The sequence below is a fragment of the Streptomyces sp. 7R007 genome (assembly GCF_054850255.1).
In genome coordinates this window covers 22,784-40,418 of record NZ_JBTWMV010000048.1, presented here as the reverse complement: position 1 = coordinate 40,418, position 17,635 = coordinate 22,784, and the positions used below count along the sequence as shown (strand labels likewise).

Annotated in this window: 18 protein-coding genes; 7 read left to right on the top strand and 11 right to left on the bottom strand. The window is 73.0% G+C overall.

Going from position 1 to position 17,635, the window contains the following annotated elements:
* Nucleotides 1–104: 104 nt before the first annotated feature.
* The 3 genes from ACYF6T_RS36860 to ACYF6T_RS36850 form a co-directional block, all read right to left on the bottom strand.
* Nucleotides 105–527 (bottom strand): acyl-CoA thioesterase, encoded by a 423-nt coding sequence (locus ACYF6T_RS36860; protein ID WP_461702058.1) that lies wholly within the window; start codon nt 525–527, stop codon nt 105–107.
* Between the two features lie 69 nt (nt 528–596).
* Nucleotides 597–1,211, bottom strand: coding sequence for a hypothetical protein (locus ACYF6T_RS36855; RefSeq protein WP_461702056.1), 615 nt, complete (start codon nt 1,209–1,211; stop codon nt 597–599).
* A gap of 101 nt (nt 1,212–1,312) precedes the next feature.
* A complete protein-coding gene (locus ACYF6T_RS36850; RefSeq protein ID WP_461702054.1) occupies nt 1,313–2,005 on the bottom strand; it encodes an SDR family oxidoreductase in 693 nt (230 codons plus the stop codon).
* 180 nt (nt 2,006–2,185) lie between these two features.
* On the opposite strand from ACYF6T_RS36850, the gene ACYF6T_RS36845 reads away from it, so the two are divergent.
* On the top strand, nt 2,186–3,115 hold the full coding sequence (locus ACYF6T_RS36845) for a helix-turn-helix transcriptional regulator (protein ID WP_461702052.1): 930 nt from the start codon (nt 2,186–2,188) through the stop codon (nt 3,113–3,115).
* Between the two features lie 51 nt (nt 3,116–3,166).
* Here the strand turns inward: ACYF6T_RS36845 and ACYF6T_RS36840 are convergent, their stop codons facing one another.
* Together ACYF6T_RS36840 and ACYF6T_RS36835 are read right to left on the bottom strand one after the other, a co-directional pair.
* The gene (locus ACYF6T_RS36840) at nt 3,167–3,760 is read right to left on the bottom strand and encodes a histidine phosphatase family protein (protein ID WP_461702050.1); all 594 of its coding nucleotides are present in this window, start codon (nt 3,758–3,760) and stop codon (nt 3,167–3,169) included.
* Between the two features lie 20 nt (nt 3,761–3,780).
* Nucleotides 3,781–4,989: a pyridoxal phosphate-dependent aminotransferase gene (locus ACYF6T_RS36835; protein WP_461702049.1), complete on the bottom strand. Its 1,209-nt coding sequence runs from the start codon at nt 4,987–4,989 to the stop codon at nt 3,781–3,783.
* A gap of 87 nt (nt 4,990–5,076) precedes the next feature.
* On the opposite strand from ACYF6T_RS36835, the gene ACYF6T_RS36830 reads away from it, so the two are divergent.
* Nucleotides 5,077–5,709, top strand: a complete 633-nt coding sequence (locus tag ACYF6T_RS36830; protein WP_461702047.1) for a winged helix-turn-helix transcriptional regulator — start codon at nt 5,077–5,079, stop codon at nt 5,707–5,709.
* A gap of 122 nt (nt 5,710–5,831) precedes the next feature.
* Here ACYF6T_RS36830 and ACYF6T_RS36825 read toward each other — a convergent pair whose 3' ends face one another.
* From ACYF6T_RS36825 to ACYF6T_RS36815, 3 genes are all read right to left on the bottom strand, one after another.
* Entirely contained in the window at nt 5,832–6,638 is an 807-nt protein-coding gene (locus ACYF6T_RS36825) for a hypothetical protein (protein ID WP_461702045.1), read from the bottom strand.
* Nucleotides 6,638–7,903, bottom strand: a complete 1,266-nt coding sequence (locus tag ACYF6T_RS36820; protein ID WP_461702043.1) for a VWA domain-containing protein — start codon at nt 7,901–7,903, stop codon at nt 6,638–6,640. The genes ACYF6T_RS36825 and ACYF6T_RS36820 overlap by 1 nt, the downstream gene beginning before the upstream one ends.
* 65 nt (nt 7,904–7,968) lie before the next feature.
* Nucleotides 7,969–9,456 carry an IucA/IucC family protein gene (locus ACYF6T_RS36815; protein ID WP_461702041.1) on the bottom strand — a complete coding sequence of 496 codons (1,488 nt, stop codon included), beginning with the start codon at nt 9,454–9,456 and terminating at the stop codon, nt 7,969–7,971.
* 103 nt (nt 9,457–9,559) lie between these two features.
* Here ACYF6T_RS36815 and ACYF6T_RS36810 point away from each other — a divergent pair, with 103 nt between their 5' ends.
* From ACYF6T_RS36810 to ACYF6T_RS36800, 3 genes are read left to right on the top strand one after another with little or no spacing between them, the layout of a single operon-like run.
* A complete protein-coding gene (locus ACYF6T_RS36810; protein ID WP_461702039.1) occupies nt 9,560–11,035 on the top strand; it encodes an IucA/IucC family protein in 1,476 nt (491 codons plus the stop codon).
* Nucleotides 11,036–11,057: 22 nt separating this feature from the next.
* The gene (locus ACYF6T_RS36805) at nt 11,058–11,963 is read left to right on the top strand and encodes a HipA family kinase (RefSeq protein ID WP_461702037.1); all 906 of its coding nucleotides are present in this window, start codon (nt 11,058–11,060) and stop codon (nt 11,961–11,963) included.
* Complete coding sequence (locus ACYF6T_RS36800; protein WP_461702035.1) at nt 11,960–12,283, top strand: Rdx family protein; 324 nt, start codon at nt 11,960–11,962, stop codon at nt 12,281–12,283. The genes ACYF6T_RS36805 and ACYF6T_RS36800 overlap by 4 nt, the downstream gene beginning before the upstream one ends.
* Nucleotides 12,284–12,290: 7 nt before the next feature.
* Here ACYF6T_RS36800 and aceB read toward each other — a convergent pair whose 3' ends face one another.
* Together aceB and ACYF6T_RS36790 are read right to left on the bottom strand one after the other, a co-directional pair.
* Nucleotides 12,291–13,913: a malate synthase A gene (gene aceB, locus ACYF6T_RS36795; protein WP_461702033.1), complete on the bottom strand. Its 1,623-nt coding sequence runs from the start codon at nt 13,911–13,913 to the stop codon at nt 12,291–12,293.
* Nucleotides 13,914–14,097: 184 nt separating this feature from the next.
* Nucleotides 14,098–14,697 carry a nucleotidyltransferase family protein gene (locus ACYF6T_RS36790; protein WP_461702031.1) on the bottom strand — a complete coding sequence of 200 codons (600 nt, stop codon included), beginning with the start codon at nt 14,695–14,697 and terminating at the stop codon, nt 14,098–14,100.
* A 226-nt stretch (nt 14,698–14,923) separates the two neighbouring features.
* Here ACYF6T_RS36790 and ACYF6T_RS36785 point away from each other — a divergent pair, with 226 nt between their 5' ends.
* Complete coding sequence (locus ACYF6T_RS36785) at nt 14,924–15,217, top strand: DUF5955 family protein (RefSeq protein ID WP_461702030.1); 294 nt, start codon at nt 14,924–14,926, stop codon at nt 15,215–15,217.
* Nucleotide 15,218: 1 nt separating this feature from the next.
* On the opposite strand, the gene ACYF6T_RS36780 is transcribed toward ACYF6T_RS36785, so the two are convergent.
* Nucleotides 15,219–16,016, bottom strand: a complete 798-nt coding sequence (locus ACYF6T_RS36780; protein ID WP_461702028.1) for an IclR family transcriptional regulator — start codon at nt 16,014–16,016, stop codon at nt 15,219–15,221.
* Nucleotides 16,017–16,280: 264 nt separating this feature from the next.
* On the opposite strand from ACYF6T_RS36780, the gene allB reads away from it, so the two are divergent.
* Nucleotides 16,281–17,624, top strand: a complete 1,344-nt coding sequence (gene allB / locus ACYF6T_RS36775; RefSeq protein WP_461702026.1) for an allantoinase AllB — start codon at nt 16,281–16,283, stop codon at nt 17,622–17,624.
* Nucleotides 17,625–17,635 lie beyond the last annotated feature (11 nt).

Below are 17,635 nucleotides of genomic sequence, written 5' to 3'. Positions count from 1 at the left end.
CGGTGGCGGGGCGTCGGCCGGGGCCGGCCACTGCACCGCGGCCCACGCCCCCGGGCGCGCCACGTCCTGCCGCGCAGGTGCGGGCGCGAGGTGTCCGAGGCGGGTCAGGCGTCGAAGAACGTCGGGTCGGTGGACAGTTCCTGGAAGATCTTCTGGGGGTTGGTGACCAGGCGGCGTTCGTTCAGGTCGAGCAGGCCGCCCACCGCCGTGATCTCCGCGGCCACCGTGCCGTCCGCCTTGCGGATGGTCTGCTCGGTGCGGAACGTCTTGCCGCCGACCCAGTCGAAGGCGCACGTCACCTCGACCTCGTCACCGGCGCGCAGCTCCCGCTGGTAGCGGACGGTGATCTCCAGGACGACCGGGCCCACGCCCCGGCCTATCAGGGCCGCCTGGGTGATCCCGGCCGCCTGCAGCAGCGACCAGCGGGCGTGCTCCGCGTAGTTGACGTACACGCTCTGGTTGAGATTGCCCGTCATGTCGGTTTCGTATCCGCGGACGGTCACCGGTACGGAAAACGGCTCGCTCACGACTTCCCCTTCTGGCCATGGACGTCTGCCTGCGGGCGGCTGCCCGCCCGACCGATCTTGGCACGCCCGTCACACGCGCCGGGGCGATGCGAGCAGATAACGCGCCCTGGACCGCGGGTCGTTGTGCTCGCCGACCTGCCATCCCGCCCGCTCCAGCGTGGCCCCGCACGCCCGCAACGCCTCCGGGTCGGCCTCGTGCACGGCGACGGCGTCCGGCTGCGGGGTCGCCCGCACGCGGTAGCCCGGCTCCGGTCCCGCCGGCCGGTGCCCGGCCGCCTCCAGGGCGAGCGCGGCGGCCTGCACCAGATGCGTGCGCTCCCAGCCGCACGGCCGGTTCGTCGCCCCGTCCGGGTTGGTCATCCGGCGCAGCTCCAGCAGCCCCTGCCAGGCACTGTGCACCTCACGCACCCGCGCCGGCCCGCCCCGCGGCGGCGCCTCCTCGCCCCCGACCCGCGCGGCGAACACCCCGGCGGCCTGCCCGGCGTCCTCCGGTACGGGCTCGGCCTCCCGTATCCGGTGCCCGGCCGGCGTCAGGAAGTGGTCGTGCGGCGGGCGCGGGTGCCGGAAGGCGAGCCCGTGCCGGACCAGCGCCGCCAACTGCGCCTCCGTACCCCGCAGGCGCCCGGTGACGGGATCGGCGGCGTCGATGACACGCCGCAGGGCGGCGGTCGGCGGTCGTGTCACGGCGTACTCCTTCCGGCCCGGGCCTGTCTCCTCCCACCTGCCTGGAAGGCTACGACGGGGGTCTGACAACCGACCCACCCGCCGCGACCGCCACGGCGTTCTCAGGCGGGCTGGCCCAGGGGCCGGATGGTCAGGGTGTTGAGGTCGACGCCCGTCGGCTGGTCGAGAGCGAAGCAGACGGCCTCGGCGACGGGCTGGGGCGGCAGGGCGAAGGGGGGAACGCCGGCGCCTTGCCAGAAGGGCGTGTCGATCATGCCGGGGTTGACGAGAGTGACACCGACGCCGCGGGTCGTGGCGTACAGGCGCAGGTTCTCGGCGAGCCCGGTGATGGCCCACTTGGTGGCCGAGTAGAGGTTGGCGGGGGAGTTCTTCAGCCCGGCGACGCTGCCGACGAGCACCAGCCGTCCGCCGGTGGCTTCGAGGTGGGGCAGGGTGGCATGGGCCAGCAGGGCGGGACCGAGGACGTTGGTGAGGACCATGGGCGCCCACGATGTCGGGTTACCGGCCCCGATGGAGTCACCGGACATGAATCCGGCGTTGGCCACTGCCGCGTCAAGGGCACCGAAATGCTCCACGGTCCGGGTCACGGCCGACTCGGTGGCCTGCCAGTCCGCCGCGTCCGCGACCAGGCCCAGCAGACGGTCGGGGTGACCGGTCTCGTCGAGGAACGCCTTCAGCCTGCTCTCGTCGCGTCCGGTGACGGCCACGCGGTGGCCGCGGTCGACGAGCAACCGCGCGGTGTGGGCGCCTATACCGCTGGTCGCGCCGGTGATCAGTACGGTCCTGGTGGTCATGGTCATGCTCCTGAGGTGGGGATGAGAGGGCGGACGGCGGCTCGCGGTGAAGGTGAAGGAGTGCCGGTCACGTCCGCCGGTCCCCACGAAACCGGCGCCGCCTGAAGCGGACAAGGTCGCGTTCATGGGGGGTACGGACTCAACCTCCCTCGCCGGCCGGACCGTGGGTACCGTGGGCGAATGGAACCTCCGCCCGGACACCACACCGGGAGTCACACGGACCACCGCTCGGCCATCCGCGACTTCCTCGTCAGCCGACGCGCCAAGCTCACCCCGGACCGGGTCGGACTGCCCACCAGCCGGCGCCGCCGGGTTCCGGGACTACGGCGCGAGGAGGTCGCGGCCCTCGCCGGCGTGAGCACCGAGTGGTACACGCGGCTGGAGAAGGGCCACATCGGCGGCGTCTCCGAGGACGTGCTGGAAGCGGTCGCGCAGGCACTGCGCCTCGACGAGGACGAGCGCACCTACCTGCTCGAACTGGCCAGAGCGGCTCGCCCCGCCCGCCGCAGGCCGCACCGCCGCAGGGACGTCGAGATCCCGTCCGCCGTCCAATGGATGGTGGACTCCATGACCATGGCCCCCGCCTTCGTACGCACCGGGCGTCTGGACATCGTCGCGAGCAACGCGCTGTGCAGGGCCCTGTACTCGCCGATGTTCGACAGCGACACCACCGGCGACCGGGGCTGCGCCAATTTCCCCCGTTACTTCTTCCTCGACCCCGGCTCCCGCGACTTCTTCGCCGACTGGGAGGAAGGCGCGAGGGCCACGGTCGCGGTGCTCCGCGCCGAAGCCGGACGCGAGCCCCACGACCGGGCCCTGCGCGAGCTCGTCGGCGAACTGTCCACGCTCAGCCCCGAGTTCCGCACCATGTGGGCCAGTCACGACGTCCGGATCCGGCACGAAGGCGTCAAGCGGCTGAACCATCCCGAAGTCGGCCGTGTGGAGATGACCTTCCGCTCCCTGGACCTGCCGCTGCCGCAACGGGCCGTCCACGACCTGATCATCTACACGGCCGAGCCGGGCACCCCCTCGGAGGACCGTCTCAGACTCCTCGCCAGTTGGACGGCACCGCAGGCCGCACCCACGGAACGGGACCGCCCGCCCGGCTGACGTCACACGCGCGCGGCCCCGGCGAGTCGTTGATCAGGCCGTCGGGGACCGCTACGGCCGGATGTTCCACCCCGCGATCACATGCCGCCCGTGCTCCGTCCCCAGCCGGCACAGCGTGCCCGTGCCCAGTTGGAACAGCGCCCCGCCCGAGGGCGGCAGTCCGAGCCGGCGGGCCGTCAGGACCCGCAGGAAGTGCCCGTGCGCCACCAGCACCACGCACCCCTCGGTGTTGGCGAGCGCCGCGTCCGCCTTGGCCAGCATCCGGTCGGCCCGCTCGCCGACCTGCTCCGGCGTCTCCCCGGGATGCTCCGGCGGCCCGGGCGCCACCCCGTCCGTGAACAGGAACCACCCCGGCCGCTCCCGCTGGATCTCGACGGTGGTGACGCCTTCGTACCCGCCGTAGTCCCACTCCCGCAGGTCGGCGTCGACCCGCGCCTCGTCCAGCCCGATCAGCTCGGCCGTCTCCCGCGCCCGCTGCAGCGGGCTGACGAACGCGGCCCCGATCCGGTGCGAGCGGATCAGCGGCACCAGCCGCCGCGCCTCCTGGCGCCCCCGCTCGGTCAGCGGCACGTCGCTCCACCCGGTGTGCCGCCCGGACCGCGACCACTCGGTCTCACCGTGCCGGACGAGGAAGAGATCACCCATGCGCCCAGGCTAGGAGCGCGTCACTGCCGGTACCCGCCCAGGAACCGCCCGATCCGCCCGATCGCCGCCTCCAGGTCGTCCGCGTGGGGGAGCGTGAGGATGCGGAAGTGGTCGGGGGCCGGCCAGTTGAAGCCGGTGCCCTGGACCACCTGGATCTTCTCCCGCAGCAGCAGGTCCAGGACGAACTTCTCGTCGTCGTGGATCTTGTGCACCTTGGGGTCGATACGGGGGAACGCGTACAGCGCGCCCTTGGGCTTGACGCAGGACACGCCCGGGATCTCGTTGAGCTTCTCCCACGCCACGTTGCGCTGTTCGTGCAGCCGCCCGCCCGGCGCGGTCAGCTCGCGGATGGACTGCCGGCCGCCGAGCGCGGCCTGGATGGCGTACTGGGCGGGCGCGTTGGCGCACAGCCGCATGGAGGCCAGCATGGTCAGGCCCTCCAGGTAGTCGCGCGCGTGCTGCTTGGGGCCGGTCACCACCAGCCACCCCGAGCGGAAGCCGGCCACCCGGTACGTCTTCGACAGGCCGCAGAAGGTCAGCACGACCAGGTCGGGGGCGAGGGCGGCGGCGGAGTGGTGCACGGCGTCGTCGTAGAGGATCTGGTCGTAGATCTCGTCGGCGAAGACCATCAGCCCGTGCCGGCGGGCGAGGTCGAGGATGCCCTCGACGACCTCCCTGGGGTAGACCGCGCCGGTGGGATTGTTCGGGTTGATGATGACCACGGCCTTCGTTCGGTCCGTGATCTTCGACGCCATGTCGGCCAGGTCCGGGTTCCAGTCGGCCTGCTCGTCGCACAGGTAGTGGACCGCCTTGCCGCCGGCGAGCGTGGTGACGGCCGTCCACAGGGGGAAGTCCGGGGCGGGGATCAGGATCTCGTCGCCGTCCTCCACGAGGGCCTGGACGGCCATCGACACGAGCTCGGAGACGCCGTTGCCGAGGAAGACGTCGTCGACGTCGACCTCCAGGCCGAGCGTCTGGTAGCGCTGGGCGACCGCCCGGCGGGCGGAGAGGATGCCGCGCGAGTCGGTGTAGCCGTGCGCCTGGGGGAGCATCCGGATCATGTCCTGGAGGATCTCCTCCGGCGCCTCGAAGCCGAAGGCCGCGGGGTTGCCGGTGTTCAGGCGCAGCACGCTGTGCCCCGCCTCCTCCAGCGCGTTGGCGTGCTCGATCACCGGGCCGCGGATCTCGTAACAGACCTCGCTCAGCTTGTTCGACTGCCGGAACTCCATGCGCGCTCGCCCCTCCGGTTACGTGTGATGCTTGGTTTTACCAAGTTCGAGCTTGGAAAGTCCAACAACTTGTCTAGACTGCGTCGCATGTCACCTCGCCGAAGCTACGACCAGTACTGTTCCGCCGCCCGCGCGCTCGACCTGGTCGGCGACCGCTGGACCCTGCTGATCGTCCGGGAGCTGCTGGCCGGTCCCCGGCGCTACACCGACCTGCACGCGGACCTGCCCGGCGTGAGCACGGACGTGCTGGCCTCCCGGCTGAAGGACATGGAGCGGGACGGGCTGACCACGCGCCGGCGACTGCCTCCGCCGGGTGCCGCCTACGTCTACGAACTCACCCCGCGCGGACGTGAGTTGCTGCCGGTGCTGCAGGCGCTCGGCGCGTGGGGCGAGGGCGAGCTGGGCGAGCGGCGCCCCACGGACGCCGTACGGGCGCACTGGTTCGCGCTGCCGCTGCTGCGGGCGCTGGCCGGGCAGGGGGAAGGGGTCGCCGAAGTGCGGCTGGAGGAAGGGGAGTTCCATCTGTACGTCGGTACCCAGGACGGGCCGGTGTACGGCGACGGGGCGGCCCCGGGTGAGCCGGACGCGCGGCTCGTGCTGGACGGCGACACGTGTGCGGCCCTGGCGCGCGGGGAGGTGGACCTGGCCGAGGCGGTGCGGGCGGGGCGGGTCACCGTCACCGGCGAGGGGACGCTGGCCAAGGCGTTGCGGGAGACGTGAGGTTCGCTGGGGGAGGGGCTGGGGCCCCGCCGTGACCAGGCGGCACGGCAGGCGTGAGGTTCCCTCCGGGGAGGGCCGGGGCCTGCCGCACCAGGCGGTACGGCAGGCCCCTTGACGTACCGTCAGGCGCCGGGCGGCACCCGTGACGGCCGGCCCGAACCCCGCGTCAGCGCGTATCCGCCGACTCCGGCGAGCGCGGCCAGCACGCCGCCCACCGCCGTCCACACCCAGCGGTCGGACCACCAGCCGGACGACCAGCCGCCGTCGGGCTCGATGCTCGACAGCACGGCCGACTTCGACGACGAACTCTCCTCGTCCGACTGCGCCTTGACGGCGATCCCCGGCACCAGCGGCTGCGCCAGCGAGCCGTCCACGGCCGCCGAGCCGCCGATGTCCTTGGAGCCGACGCGGACCGAGGTGTCCACCGGCAGGCCCAGGTCGGCGGTGGCGAGGCGCACCGCCGTGAGCCGGACGTAGTAGGTGCCCGGCAGCGGGTCGTCGGCCCACGGCTCCGACCAGGCCCGGACGGTGCGCAGCGTGCAGGCCAGTTCCACCGAGGCCGCGCCCTGCGCCGCGGTGCGGGTCTGCGCGCCGTACTGGCAGGCCTGGCGGCGGCGCAGGCCGTCGTACACGTCGATCTGCCAGGTCTGCGCGCCGTGCACGTCCGGCAGCTTCACCGTCGCCTCGACGGTGGGGCGTTCGCCCGCGTCCGCCGGGAACGACCAGTACAGGTAGTCGCCCGTGGAGGCGCTCGCCGTGGCCTCCTGGCCCTGCTCGATCTCCGTCGCCGTACGGAACGACGTACCGGCCGAGGTGGGCGCCGAACCGTCCGCCGACGCCGAGGGGGACGGCGAGGAGTCGGCCACGGCCGGTGCGGCCGCGAGCCCGAGCAGCAGCGCCGCCGCGCCCAACGCACGTGTGATCCGCATCAGTTGGTCCTCCAGACCGCGACCCGCCAGCGCGACAGCCAGCCCCACAGCACACCGGCGAGGAAGCCGGCCAGTACCAGCACCCCGAGCAGCCACCAGCCGCGGCCCAGCCCGAAGGAGGCCACGTCGCTCGCTTGCGAGGGGCCGTCGACCACGTCCACCGTCAGCTCCAGCGGGAGCCCCGGCGTGGTCTTCACCCCGGAGGCGGCCGAGAAGGAGTTGGTCACCTCAAGGCACACCGTCTCGGCCGGGGCGTCGTCCTCGTCGCCGTCCGCCTTGGGATAGCGCAGGCCCGTCGAGATCACGTCCGTACGGCCGTTGCCCGCGGCCTCGCCGCGCACGATCTCGCGGCCGTGCACCGTCACCGCCCGCAGCAGCACCCCGTAGTCGGGGTTCACCGCCCGGTCCGCGCCCACGCTCACCGAAGTGCGCAGCTCCTGACCGGGGTTGACGTCCACGCGGTACCAGCGCTCCTGGCCGAACTCCTCGCGGTCGGTGTACAGCCCCGACTTCAGCGCGGGTGCCTGCGCGCACTGCGAGGCACCCTCGGTGGCCACCGGCGTCACCACCGGATCGGCCGCCCGGTCCACCAACTGGTTGACCTTGTCGGTGAGTTCGTCGGTGTGCTCGACCGAGGTGTACGTGCCGCCGGTCGCCTCGGCGATACAGCTGAGCTGCTTGTTCAGCTTGGTGCTGGGGACCAGGCCGAGGGTGTCGATCGTCATGCCGATGCCCTTGGCGGCGATCTCGCGGGCCACCTCGCACGGGTCCAGCGGGGCGCACGTGTCCTCGCCGTCGGTGATCAGGACGATGCGCTTGGATCCGTCGCCGCTGCCCAGGTCGTCGGCCGCCTTGAGCAGCGCGGGGCCTATCGGCGTCCAGCCGGTGGGCTTGAGCGTCGCCACCGCCGTCTTCGCCTCGGTGCGGTCCAGCGTGCTGACCGGGTACAGCTGCGCGGTGTCCTTGCAGCCCGTCTTCTGGTCGTCGCCCGCGTAGTTGGCGCCGAGTGTGCGGATGCCGAGCTGCACGTCCTCGGGCGTGCCGTCCAGCACCTCGTTGAACGCCCGCTTCGCCGCCGCCATCCGGGTGCCGCCGTCGATGTCCCGGGTGCTCATGGAGCCGCTGACGTCGAGGACGAGGTCGACCCTCGGCGTGGCCTCGCCCGTGGGTTCGCCGGCGGCCGCCGTCGCCGGGAACGCCCACCCGGCCGTCAGTGCGGCCAGCAGGGCACAGACGCCTGCCGCCAGCCGTTGTGTTCTGATCATCGACGGATCTTATGGAGCGGCGCCGCCGTGATCCAAAACGAGCGGTCAGGGGCGGGAGCGGAAGGTCAGCGCAGCGGGTTGGGCAGAGCGGTCCACTGGTCGCCGGGGATTCCCGGCGACAGCCGCATCAGCGTCAACGCCTTCACCGGAAGCGGCTGTTCGCACAGCGCCACCACGTCGGGGGTGCGCGGCAGCTCCCGTACGACCGTCTCCAGCGCCGCCCGCAGCGCCGGCGCCGAACCCGCCGTACCGGCGAGCGCGCCGCCCACCAGGGAGCCGAACAGCTTGCGCCGCAGGGCGGTTTCGTCGTCCGTGACGACCCGTGCGGTCAGCTCCGGCACCGGGATGCCGTGCCGGGCCAGCCGGGCGGGGCTGACGCGGATGTCGGCGAGGTCGCGGTAGACCAGGCGCAGCGGGGCACCCGTCCCCGACAGCACGACCAGCAGGTTCTGGCCGTGTGCCTCCAGGGCCACACCGAGGTCCAGCAGGCGCAGGCACACCGTGAGGGCGAGACGCGTGAGGTCGACGAGCCGGCGCGGCGATGCGGGCAGGTCCGTGGTGGCCAGCGCGGCCACCGGCACCACCCGCTCGCCGCGGTCGGTGGCCGCGTACGTCTGCGGCGACTCCCGCACCACCGCCGCCAGGTCGGGGGAGCCGGCCGCGGCGGCGCCCAGCGTGCGGGTGACGTGCAACAGGCCGCCCGTGCGCGCCGCCAATGCCTCCCCGAACGCCGAGAGCGCCGCCGACAGCGACACCGAGGAGACCGAGATGTCCCGCACGGACGACGTCAGCCGGGCGCTCAGCGCGGTCTTGACGTGCGGCCCGCCGGGCACGGCGAGCGTGCGCAGCGACATCAGCGGACGCGCCGCGGCCCACTCCTCGCAGGACCGCTTCAGGACGTGCTCCGCCTGCCACGGATGCACCGGCAGCAACAACCGCCCCCCATCCCGCAGTTCCCCCGGCCACGCCCCGCTCACCACGCACTCCCGCTCCCGCAGCGGCACCGTCCCCAGCGTCACCACCGGCCGGTGCTCGGGCGCGTACGCGAACTGCTCGGCGACGGAGAAACCGGGCCGGGAACGGCAGTTGGGATGGTAGGGATGCCCGTCCACCACCCGCTGCTCCCACTCCCAGTCCGAACCGGGCCGCTCCTCCGGGCGGGCCCCCTGCCCCGCCCGCGACAACGCCAACGAGGCCACGCTGTGCGCGAGTTCGCCCGCGAAGTCCGTCCCGTGCGGGACCGCGAGAGCGGCCATCAGCCGTGCCGGGTGGTCGTACGGCGTGCCGTCCAGCTCCACCGAGGTCACGTACGCGGCGGTGGCGTACGGGTCGCACGCCGGGCCGTGCAGCCGGCGGCCGTCCCGCAGCCGCAGGGTGGTGCCGTCCCGGCCGGCGATCCACGGCAGCGGCTCGTACGCGAGCGCGCGCCACAGCCGGGTCAGCACGGCCGCCCGGGCTCCCGGCAGCGCGGCCTCGTAGCGGGCCACGAGACCGGGGCGCAGGGCGGCCAGTTCCTCGGCGACCTCGGCCTCGGCGGGGTGCGGACGGTGCACGGAAGGGCTCCTCGGGTACGAGTAGGGCGTCACGGACAGGGCGTGACGGCATCCATACTGATCGTCTCCGCCCGAAACGCACACCTGGGAACGAGTGGAACGCGTGGATCTCATCCCCCCGCCCGCCGATGACGCCGACGCGGCCGCCCGCGCCGACGCCTACGCGGTCGCGCCCCTGCTCAACTGCCTGCTGCGCGAGGTCGCGCAGCCGGTCGCGGACCGCACCTACCGCCTGCCCGGCGTGGACCGGCTGCTGCGGGTCACCGGCACCCGGCGGCCCACCGCCCCCGAGGTGTACGCGGCCGGCCGCTGGCACCGCGTCGGCCACACCGAACTGGTCAAACTGGTCGCCGAGGAGCTGCGCCGTCACACCGGCCTGTCCAACCACGAGCTGCCCGCCGAGATGATCGACAGCCGGGACGCCGTGGCCGCCCTGCTCGCCGCCCGCGCCCGGACCACGGCGCCCGAGGACCCGTACCTGCGCTCCGAGCAGTCCCTGGTCACCGGCCACCCCTGCCACCCGGCCCCGAAGGCGCGCGGCGGCGGCCCGGTCGCCGCCTGGCTGCCGTACGCCCCCGAGGCGTACGCCCGCTTCCCGCTCACCCTGCTCGGGGTGCGCGCGGACACGGTCGTCGAGGAGGGCGACACCTCGGCGCTCGACGCCCTCGGCGAGGCCCCGCCCGGCTACCGGCTGCTGCCGGCCCATCCCTGGCAGCTGGAGCTGCTCGACCTGACGGACGCCTTCGCCGACGGCCGCCTGATCCGGCTCGGCGAGACCGCTTTCGACGCCTTTCCCACGGCCGCCGTCCGCACCCTCTACGCCCCCGGGGACGACCTGTTCCTCAAGTTCAGCCTCGACGTCCGCATCACCAACGACATCCGCCGGCTGTGGCGCCACGACCTGCGCACACTGCGCCGGACCGACAGCGCCGCCGCCCGCGCCCTGGCCGGCGGCCCGGCCGCCTGGCTGAGCGACCGCGGCTACCGCACCGCCGGCTTCGCCTTCGAGGAACTCGCCGTCCTCGTCCGCGACGGACTGCGCGCCAAGCTGCCGCCCGGCGCGACCCCGCTGCTCGCCGCCGGCCTGGTGGAGGGCTTCGACGGCAGCCCGCTGGAGCACGCGGCCGACCCGGCGGCCTGGTGGGAGGCGTATCTCGCGGCCGTCGTGCCCCCGGCGCTGGCCGCCTTCGCGGACCACGGCGTCGTCCTGGAGGCCCATCTGCAGAACACGCTGGTCGCCGTCGACGCCGCCGGCACGCCCGTGCGGGCGCTGTTCCGGGACGCCGAGGGCGTGAAGCTGCTCGCGGACGTCCCCCGGGCGGCCGGCTGGGAGCGGCTGGTGTACTGCCTGGTCGTCAACCACCTCACCGAGGTCGCCGCCGCCCTGGCCGAACACCACCCCGGCCTCGACCCCTGGCCCGCCGCCCGCCGCGCCCTGACCCGCACCGGCCTGCCCGAGACCGCCGCCCTGCTCACCGCGCCCACCCTGCCCGGCAAGACCAACCTGCTGCTGCGCTGGACCGGCGCGGACGGCGCGGACGCCCGCTATCTGCCGCTGCCGAATCCGCTGGCCGGGTGAGGGCTGACATACCCTGGCCGGTGTGCTGCGCGATGTGACTGCTGTGCGATACGTGACCCCGTTGCGGTCGGGCGGCTCCGTGCCCGGGGTCGTCGAGGCCGACGACCTGGGCACCTACGTCGTGAAGTTCACCGGCTCCGCGCAGGGCCGCAAGGCGCTGGTCGCCGAGGTGATCGTCGGCGAGCTGGCCCGGGCGCTCGGCCTGCGCTTCCCCGAACTGGTCCTGGTCCACTTCGACCCGGCGATCGCGGAGAGCGAGCCGCACCAGGAGGTGCGCGACCTGCACGCCGCCAGCCGGGGGGTCAACCTCGGCATGGACTACCTGCCGGGCGCGAAGGACTTCACCCCCGAGGTCGCCCGGGTCTTCCCGGTCGATCCCCTGGAGGCCGGCCGGATCGTCTGGCTGGACGCCCTCACCGTCAACGTCGACCGTACGGTGCACAGCTCCAACCTGATGGTCTGGCCGACGCTCGGCACCGTGCCGCCGCGCCTGTGGCTGATCGACCACGGCGCGGCCCTGGTCTTCCACCACCGCTGGGACGGCTCCGACCCGGCGAAGGCCTACGACTTCCGCCACCACGCCCTCGGCCACTACGGCCCCGACGTGCGCGCGGCCGACGCGGAACTGGCGCCCAGGGTGACCGAGGACCTGCTGCGCGAGGTCGTCGCCGAGGTGCCGGAGGACTGGCTGACCGACTTCGCGACCCCGGCCGAGATGCGCGAGGCGTACGTCGGCTATCTCCACGCGCGCGTGCGGGCCTCCGCGGCCTGGCTGCCCACCGACTTCCCGACCCGGGAGGAACTCGCCGCAGAGGAGGCCCGCCGGGCGGCGCGCACACAGGAAGGCCGGCCGGACTGGCTCAAGCGGGTCCCCGACCTGCACGGCAAGCCGGCCGCGGAACAGGATTGGTCGGTGCACCTCGGATGAGTCCCGTCGAACCCGTCGAACCCGTCGGAACAGGGGAACTGGTCGAACCCGTCGCGCCCGTCGTGCAGATCGAGTACTGCACCCAGTGCCGCTGGCTGCCGCGGGCGGCCTGGCTGGCGCAGGAGCTCCTGACGACCTTCGAGACCGAGCTCGGGGAGCTGTCGCTCAAGCCCGGCAAGGGCGGCGTGTTCGTCGTGCGCGTGGACGGCGAGGTGGTCTGGGACCGCGGGCAGCAGGGCTTCCCCGAGCCGACGGCCGTCAAGCAGGCCGTACGCGACCGAGTGGCCCCGGGGAAGTCCCTGGGCCACTCGGACAGGTGACGGGTCGTCAGCCGCGCAGCTGCTCGTAGGCGGGGAGGGTGAGGAAGTCCGCGTAGTCCTCGTCGAGGGAGACGGTCAGCAGCAGGTCGTGGGCCTGCTGCCAGTGGCCGGCCGCGAAGGCCTCCTCGCCGATCTCCGCGCGGATGGCGTCCAGTTCCTCGGCGGCGACCTTGCGCGCCAGCTCCGGAGTGGCCTTCTCACCGTTCTCGAACTCGACGCCCGCGTTGATCCACTGCCAGATCTGCGAGCGGGAGATCTCGGCGGTGGCCGCGTCCTCCATCAGGTTGAAGATGGCGACCGCGCCCAGGCCGCGCAGCCACGCCTCGATGTAACGGATGCCCACCTGGACGGCGTTGACCAGGCCCGCGTAGGTCGGCTTCGCGTCCAGGGAGTCGACCGCGATCAGGTCGGCCGCCTCGACGTGCACGTCCTCGCGCAGCCGGTCCTTCTGGTTCGGCTTGTCGCCGAGGACCTTGTCGAAGGACTCCATGGCGATCGGCACCAGGTCGGGGTGGGCGACCCAGGAGCCGTCGAACCCGTCGTTCGCCTCGCGGTCCTTGTCGGCGCGGACCTTCTCGAAGGCGACCCTGTTCACCTCGGCGTCCCGGCGCGAGGGGATGAAGGCCGCCATGCCGCCGATCGCGTGCGCGCCGCGCTTGTGGCAGGTGCGCACGAGGAGTTCGGTGTACGCGCGCATGAACGGGGCCGTCATCGTGACCGCGTTGCGGTCCGGCAGGACGAACCTGGCGCCGCCGTCACGGAAGTTCTTGACGATGGAGAACAGGTAGTCCCAGCGGCCGGCGTTCAACCCGGAGGCGTGGTCGCGCAGTTCGTAGAGGATCTCCTCCATCTCGTACGCGGCCGTGATCGTCTCGATCAGGACGGTGGCGCGGATGGTGCCCTGCGGGATGCCGACGTAGTCCTGCGCGAAGACGAACACCTCGTTCCACAGGCGCGCTTCGAGGTGCGACTCGGTCTTCGGGAGGTAGAAGTAGGGGCCCTTGCCGAGGTCGAGCAGGCGCTGGGCGTTGTGGAAGAAGTACAGGCCGAAGTCGACGAAGGCGCCGGGGACCTGCTCGCCGTCCAGCTGGAGGTGGCGCTCGTCGAGGTGCCAGCCGCGCGGGCGCATGACGACCGTGGCGAGTTCGTCGTCCGGGCGCAGGGCGTACGACTTGCCCGAGGCCGGGTCCGTGAAGTCGATGTTCCGGGTGTAGGCGTCGATCAGGTTGAGCTGGCCGAGGACCACGTTCTCCCAGGTCGGTGCGGAGGCGTCCTCGAAGTCCGCGAGCCAGACCTTCGCGCCCGAGTTGAGGGCGTTGACGGTCATCTTGCGGTCGGTCGGGCCGGTGATCTCGACCCGGCGGTCCTGGAGCGCGGGCGGGCAGGGGGCCACCTTCCAGGAGTCGTCCGCGCGGATCGCGGCGGTCTCCGGGAGGAAGTCGAGGGTGGAGGTGCGGGCGATCTCGGCGCGGCGCTCGGCGCGGCGGGCGAGGAGTTCGTCACGGCGCGGGGTGAAGCGCCGGTGCAGCTCGGCCACGAAGGCGAGGGCCGCCTCGGTGAGGACCTCCTCCTGCCGGGGCAGGGGCTCGGCGTCGACGATGGCCAGCGGGGACGGCGCTGGTGCGGACATGAGCGGTCACTTCCTTCAGCGGTGGCACCGGGTGCCAGTCGAACCGGGTACGGCGAGCGGCGCCCTCGAACCCGTCGGGCGCTTCTGAGCAGTGGATACTAGTTTCCTCATCGTGGAACTTCAATGGTTTGTTGATGTCGAGATTCTCCGGGTCGAGGAAAGGTGGCGCTCCGTGCCACCGGGCTCACTCAAGGTGGACCAGATCGGCCTCGGTGTCGATGTCGTAGGGCTGGGCCACGTCCCCGCACTCGACCAGCGTGATCGACGCCGCGTGCGCCGTGAGGTAGGCGCGGGCGCCGCGGTCCCCGCTCGCGCTCGCGGCGACCCCGGCCCAGTGCGCGGCGCCCAGCAGCACCGGATGCCCGCGTACGCCGTCGTAGGCGGCCGCGACGAGCGACGACTCGTCCTCGTACGCGGCCAGCACCCGCCGCACCGCCCGCGCCCCGATCCCCGGCTGGTCCACCAGCGACACGAGCGCGGCCCGCGCCCCCGTCCCGGCGAGCGACTCCAGCCCGGCCCGCAGCGACGTCCCCATCCCCTGCGTCCATCCGGGGTTCTCCACCAGCACGCACCCGCCCAGCTCCGCCCGCTCCCGCACGTCGGCGGCCCGTGCTCCCAGGACCACGTGGACGCGGGTGCACCCGGCCGCGCGCAGTACGCCGACCGCGTGCTCCACCAGCGGCCGGCCCCGGTGTTCCAGCAGCGCCTTGGGCCGCCCGCCGAGCCGCCGCCCGCCTCCCGCGGCCAGGAGCAGCCCCGCGATCCGGTCCTCGTTCTCCGTCATGCGTCCTGCATACCTGACATCGGGGCGAGTGCCCGGTTTCCCGGGGTTGAATTTCGGTCCGTACGGTGGCGCGGCGGGCATCGCGTGGCGTTTACTGACCCGCGTCCCCCGGCGCCCGACCAACGCCACGGGACACGACGGGACCGCCGGGCGGGATTCACCGGACGACGGCGCGCAAGGACGTGCGAGGGGGAGAGCTGTGTTGCGGAGCTTGGGGCAGAGACCAGTGACCGGCAGTGACGAGGACCCGAGGGTGGCGGGGCTGCGGACGGCGGTGTCCCGGCTGCGCCGCGAACTCGCCGCGCACCCGGCCGAGTTCCCCGACCGCGCCATCGCCGAGGACGAACTCGCCGCGCTGGCCGCCATGACGATCGACGGGAGCCCCGAAGTGCCGCGCCTGCGCCGCTCGTTGCTGGTGATCGCCGGCGCGATCGGTTCGGTGAGCGCGCTGTCGCGCGGGCTCACGGAGGTGCGGGACGCGGTGGAGCTGTTCGGCGAACCGCCGCGCGGGAAGCGTTAGTTCACGCGGGGTTCTGGGTGGCCAGCGCCTGGGACAGCTCCGTCGCGACCTGCTGCAGCACCGGCACGATCCGGTCCGTCGCCGTCTCCGTGACGCGGCCCGCCGGGCCGGAGATCGAGATGGCCGCGGCGGTGGGGGAGTCGGGGACCGGCACCGCCAGGCAGCGGACGCCGACCTCCTGTTCGTTGTCGTCGATCGCGTAGCCCTGGCGGCGGACGTCCACCAGCGCCGCGAGGAAGCCCTCGGGCGTGGTGATCGTCTTCTCCGTCGCCGCCGGCATGCCCGTGCGGGCCAGCAGCGCCCGCACCTCGTCGTCCGGGAAGCCCGCGAGGAGGGCCTTGCCCACGCCCGTGGAGTGCGGCAGGACGCGCCGGCCGACCTCGGTGAACATGCGCATGGAGTGCTTGGACGGCACCTGGGCGACGTAGACGATCTCGTCACCGTCCAGCAGTGCCATGTTCGCCGTCTCGCCGGTCTCCTCGACCAGGCGCGCCAGGTAGGGGCGGGCCCAGGTGCCGAGCAGGCGGGAGGCGGACTCGCCGAGGCGGATCAGCCGGGGACCGAGCGCGTAGCGGCGATTGGGCTGCTGACGGACGTAACCGCACACCACGAGCGTCCGCATGAGGCGGTGGATGGTGGGCAGCGGCAGCCCGCTGGTCGCGGACAGCTCGCTCAGGCCGACCTCGCCGCCCGCGTCCGCCATCCGCTCCAGCAGATCGAAGGCGCGCTCGAGGGACTGGACGCCACCGCCGGCGGAGGACCTGGCGGAGTCGGTGGTGCTGGCGCTGGACGTCGGCACGGCGCGTTCCTTTCGGGGCTGGCAGGAAGGGCCTGGCAGGAAGGCCCAAAGCCTACCCGGGGGTCGGTTGACTCCCTGATGGTGCATAGCTACGTTCTGCTTGCCGGAATCATAATTTCGCTTTGTGGAAACGTCCAGAGTGTCGTCCGGCGGGACTCCGCGGTGACGCGTGCTCTTGACGGTACGGGAGCGGGAGTGAAGACTCCTTCAACAGAACGTTGAATTCCGTTACGTGGAAGTTAACGGCGGCAGAGAGGGGTCGGGGTGTCCGACGGAGAACTGGTGCTGCGCTCGACGCGGGTCGTCACACCGGAGGGGACGCGCGCCGCCTCGGTCGCCGTCCGCGCCGGCACGATCACGGCCGTACTGCCCCACGACGCCCCCGTCCCGGCCGGCGCCCGCCTGGAGGACCTCGGCGACGACGCGCTGCTGCCCGGTCTGGTCGACACCCACGTACACGTCAACGACCCCGGCCGCACCGAGTGGGAGGGCTTCTGGACCGCCACCCGCGCGGCGGCGGCCGGCGGCATCACCACCCTCGTCGACATGCCCCTCAACTCCCTCCCGCCGACCACCACGGTCGACCACCTCCGTACGAAGCAGGCGGTCGCCGCCGACAAGGCCCACGTAGACGTGGGCTTCTGGGGCGGCGCCCTGCCCGACAACGTCAAGGACCTCCGCCCGCTGCACGAGGCGGGCGTCTTCGGCTTCAAGGCGTTCCTGTCGCCGTCCGGCGTGGACGAGTTCCCGCACCTCGACCAGGACCGGCTCGCCCGGTCCATGGCCGAGATCGCCTCCTTCGACGGCCTGCTGATCGTGCACGCCGAGGACCCGCACCACTTGGCGGCGGCCCCGCAGCAGGGCGGCCCCCGGTACGCCGACTTCCTCGCCTCCCGCCCCCGTGACGCCGAGGACACGGCGATCGCCCACCTCGTCGACCAGGCAGAACGCCTCCACGCGCGCGTGCACGTGCTGCACCTGTCCTCCAGCGACGCCCTGCCGCTGATCGCCGGGGCCAAGGCGCGGGGCGTCCGGCTCACCGTCGAGACCTGCCCCCACTACCTCACCCTCACCGCCGAGGAAGTCCCGGACGGCGCCAGCGAGTTCAAGTGCTGCCCGCCGATCCGGGAGGCCGCCAACCAGGACCTGCTGTGGCGGGCGCTGGCCGACGGCACCATCGACTGCGTGGTCACCGACCACTCGCCGTCCACCGCCGACCTCAAGACCGACGACTTCGCCACCGCCTGGGGCGGCATTTCGGGACTCCAGCTGAGCCTGCCCGCCGTGTGGACGGCGGCGCGCGAGCGCGGGCACACCCTCGATGACGTGGTCCGCTGGATGTCCGCGCGGACCTCCCACCTGGTCGGGCTCACCCGCAAGGGCGCCATCGAGCCCGGGCGCGACGCCGACTTCGCGGTCCTCGCGCCCGACGAGACGTTCACCGTCGACCCGGCGGCCCTCCAGCACCGCAACCGCGTCACGGCGTACGCGGGCAGGACCCTGTACGGCGTCGTGAAGTCGACCTGGCTGCGCGGCGAACGCATCGCCGCCGACGGCGAGTTCGCCGCGCCGAGGGGCCGGCTGCTGAGCCGAGAGGCCGGCTGCTGACCCGCACCCCC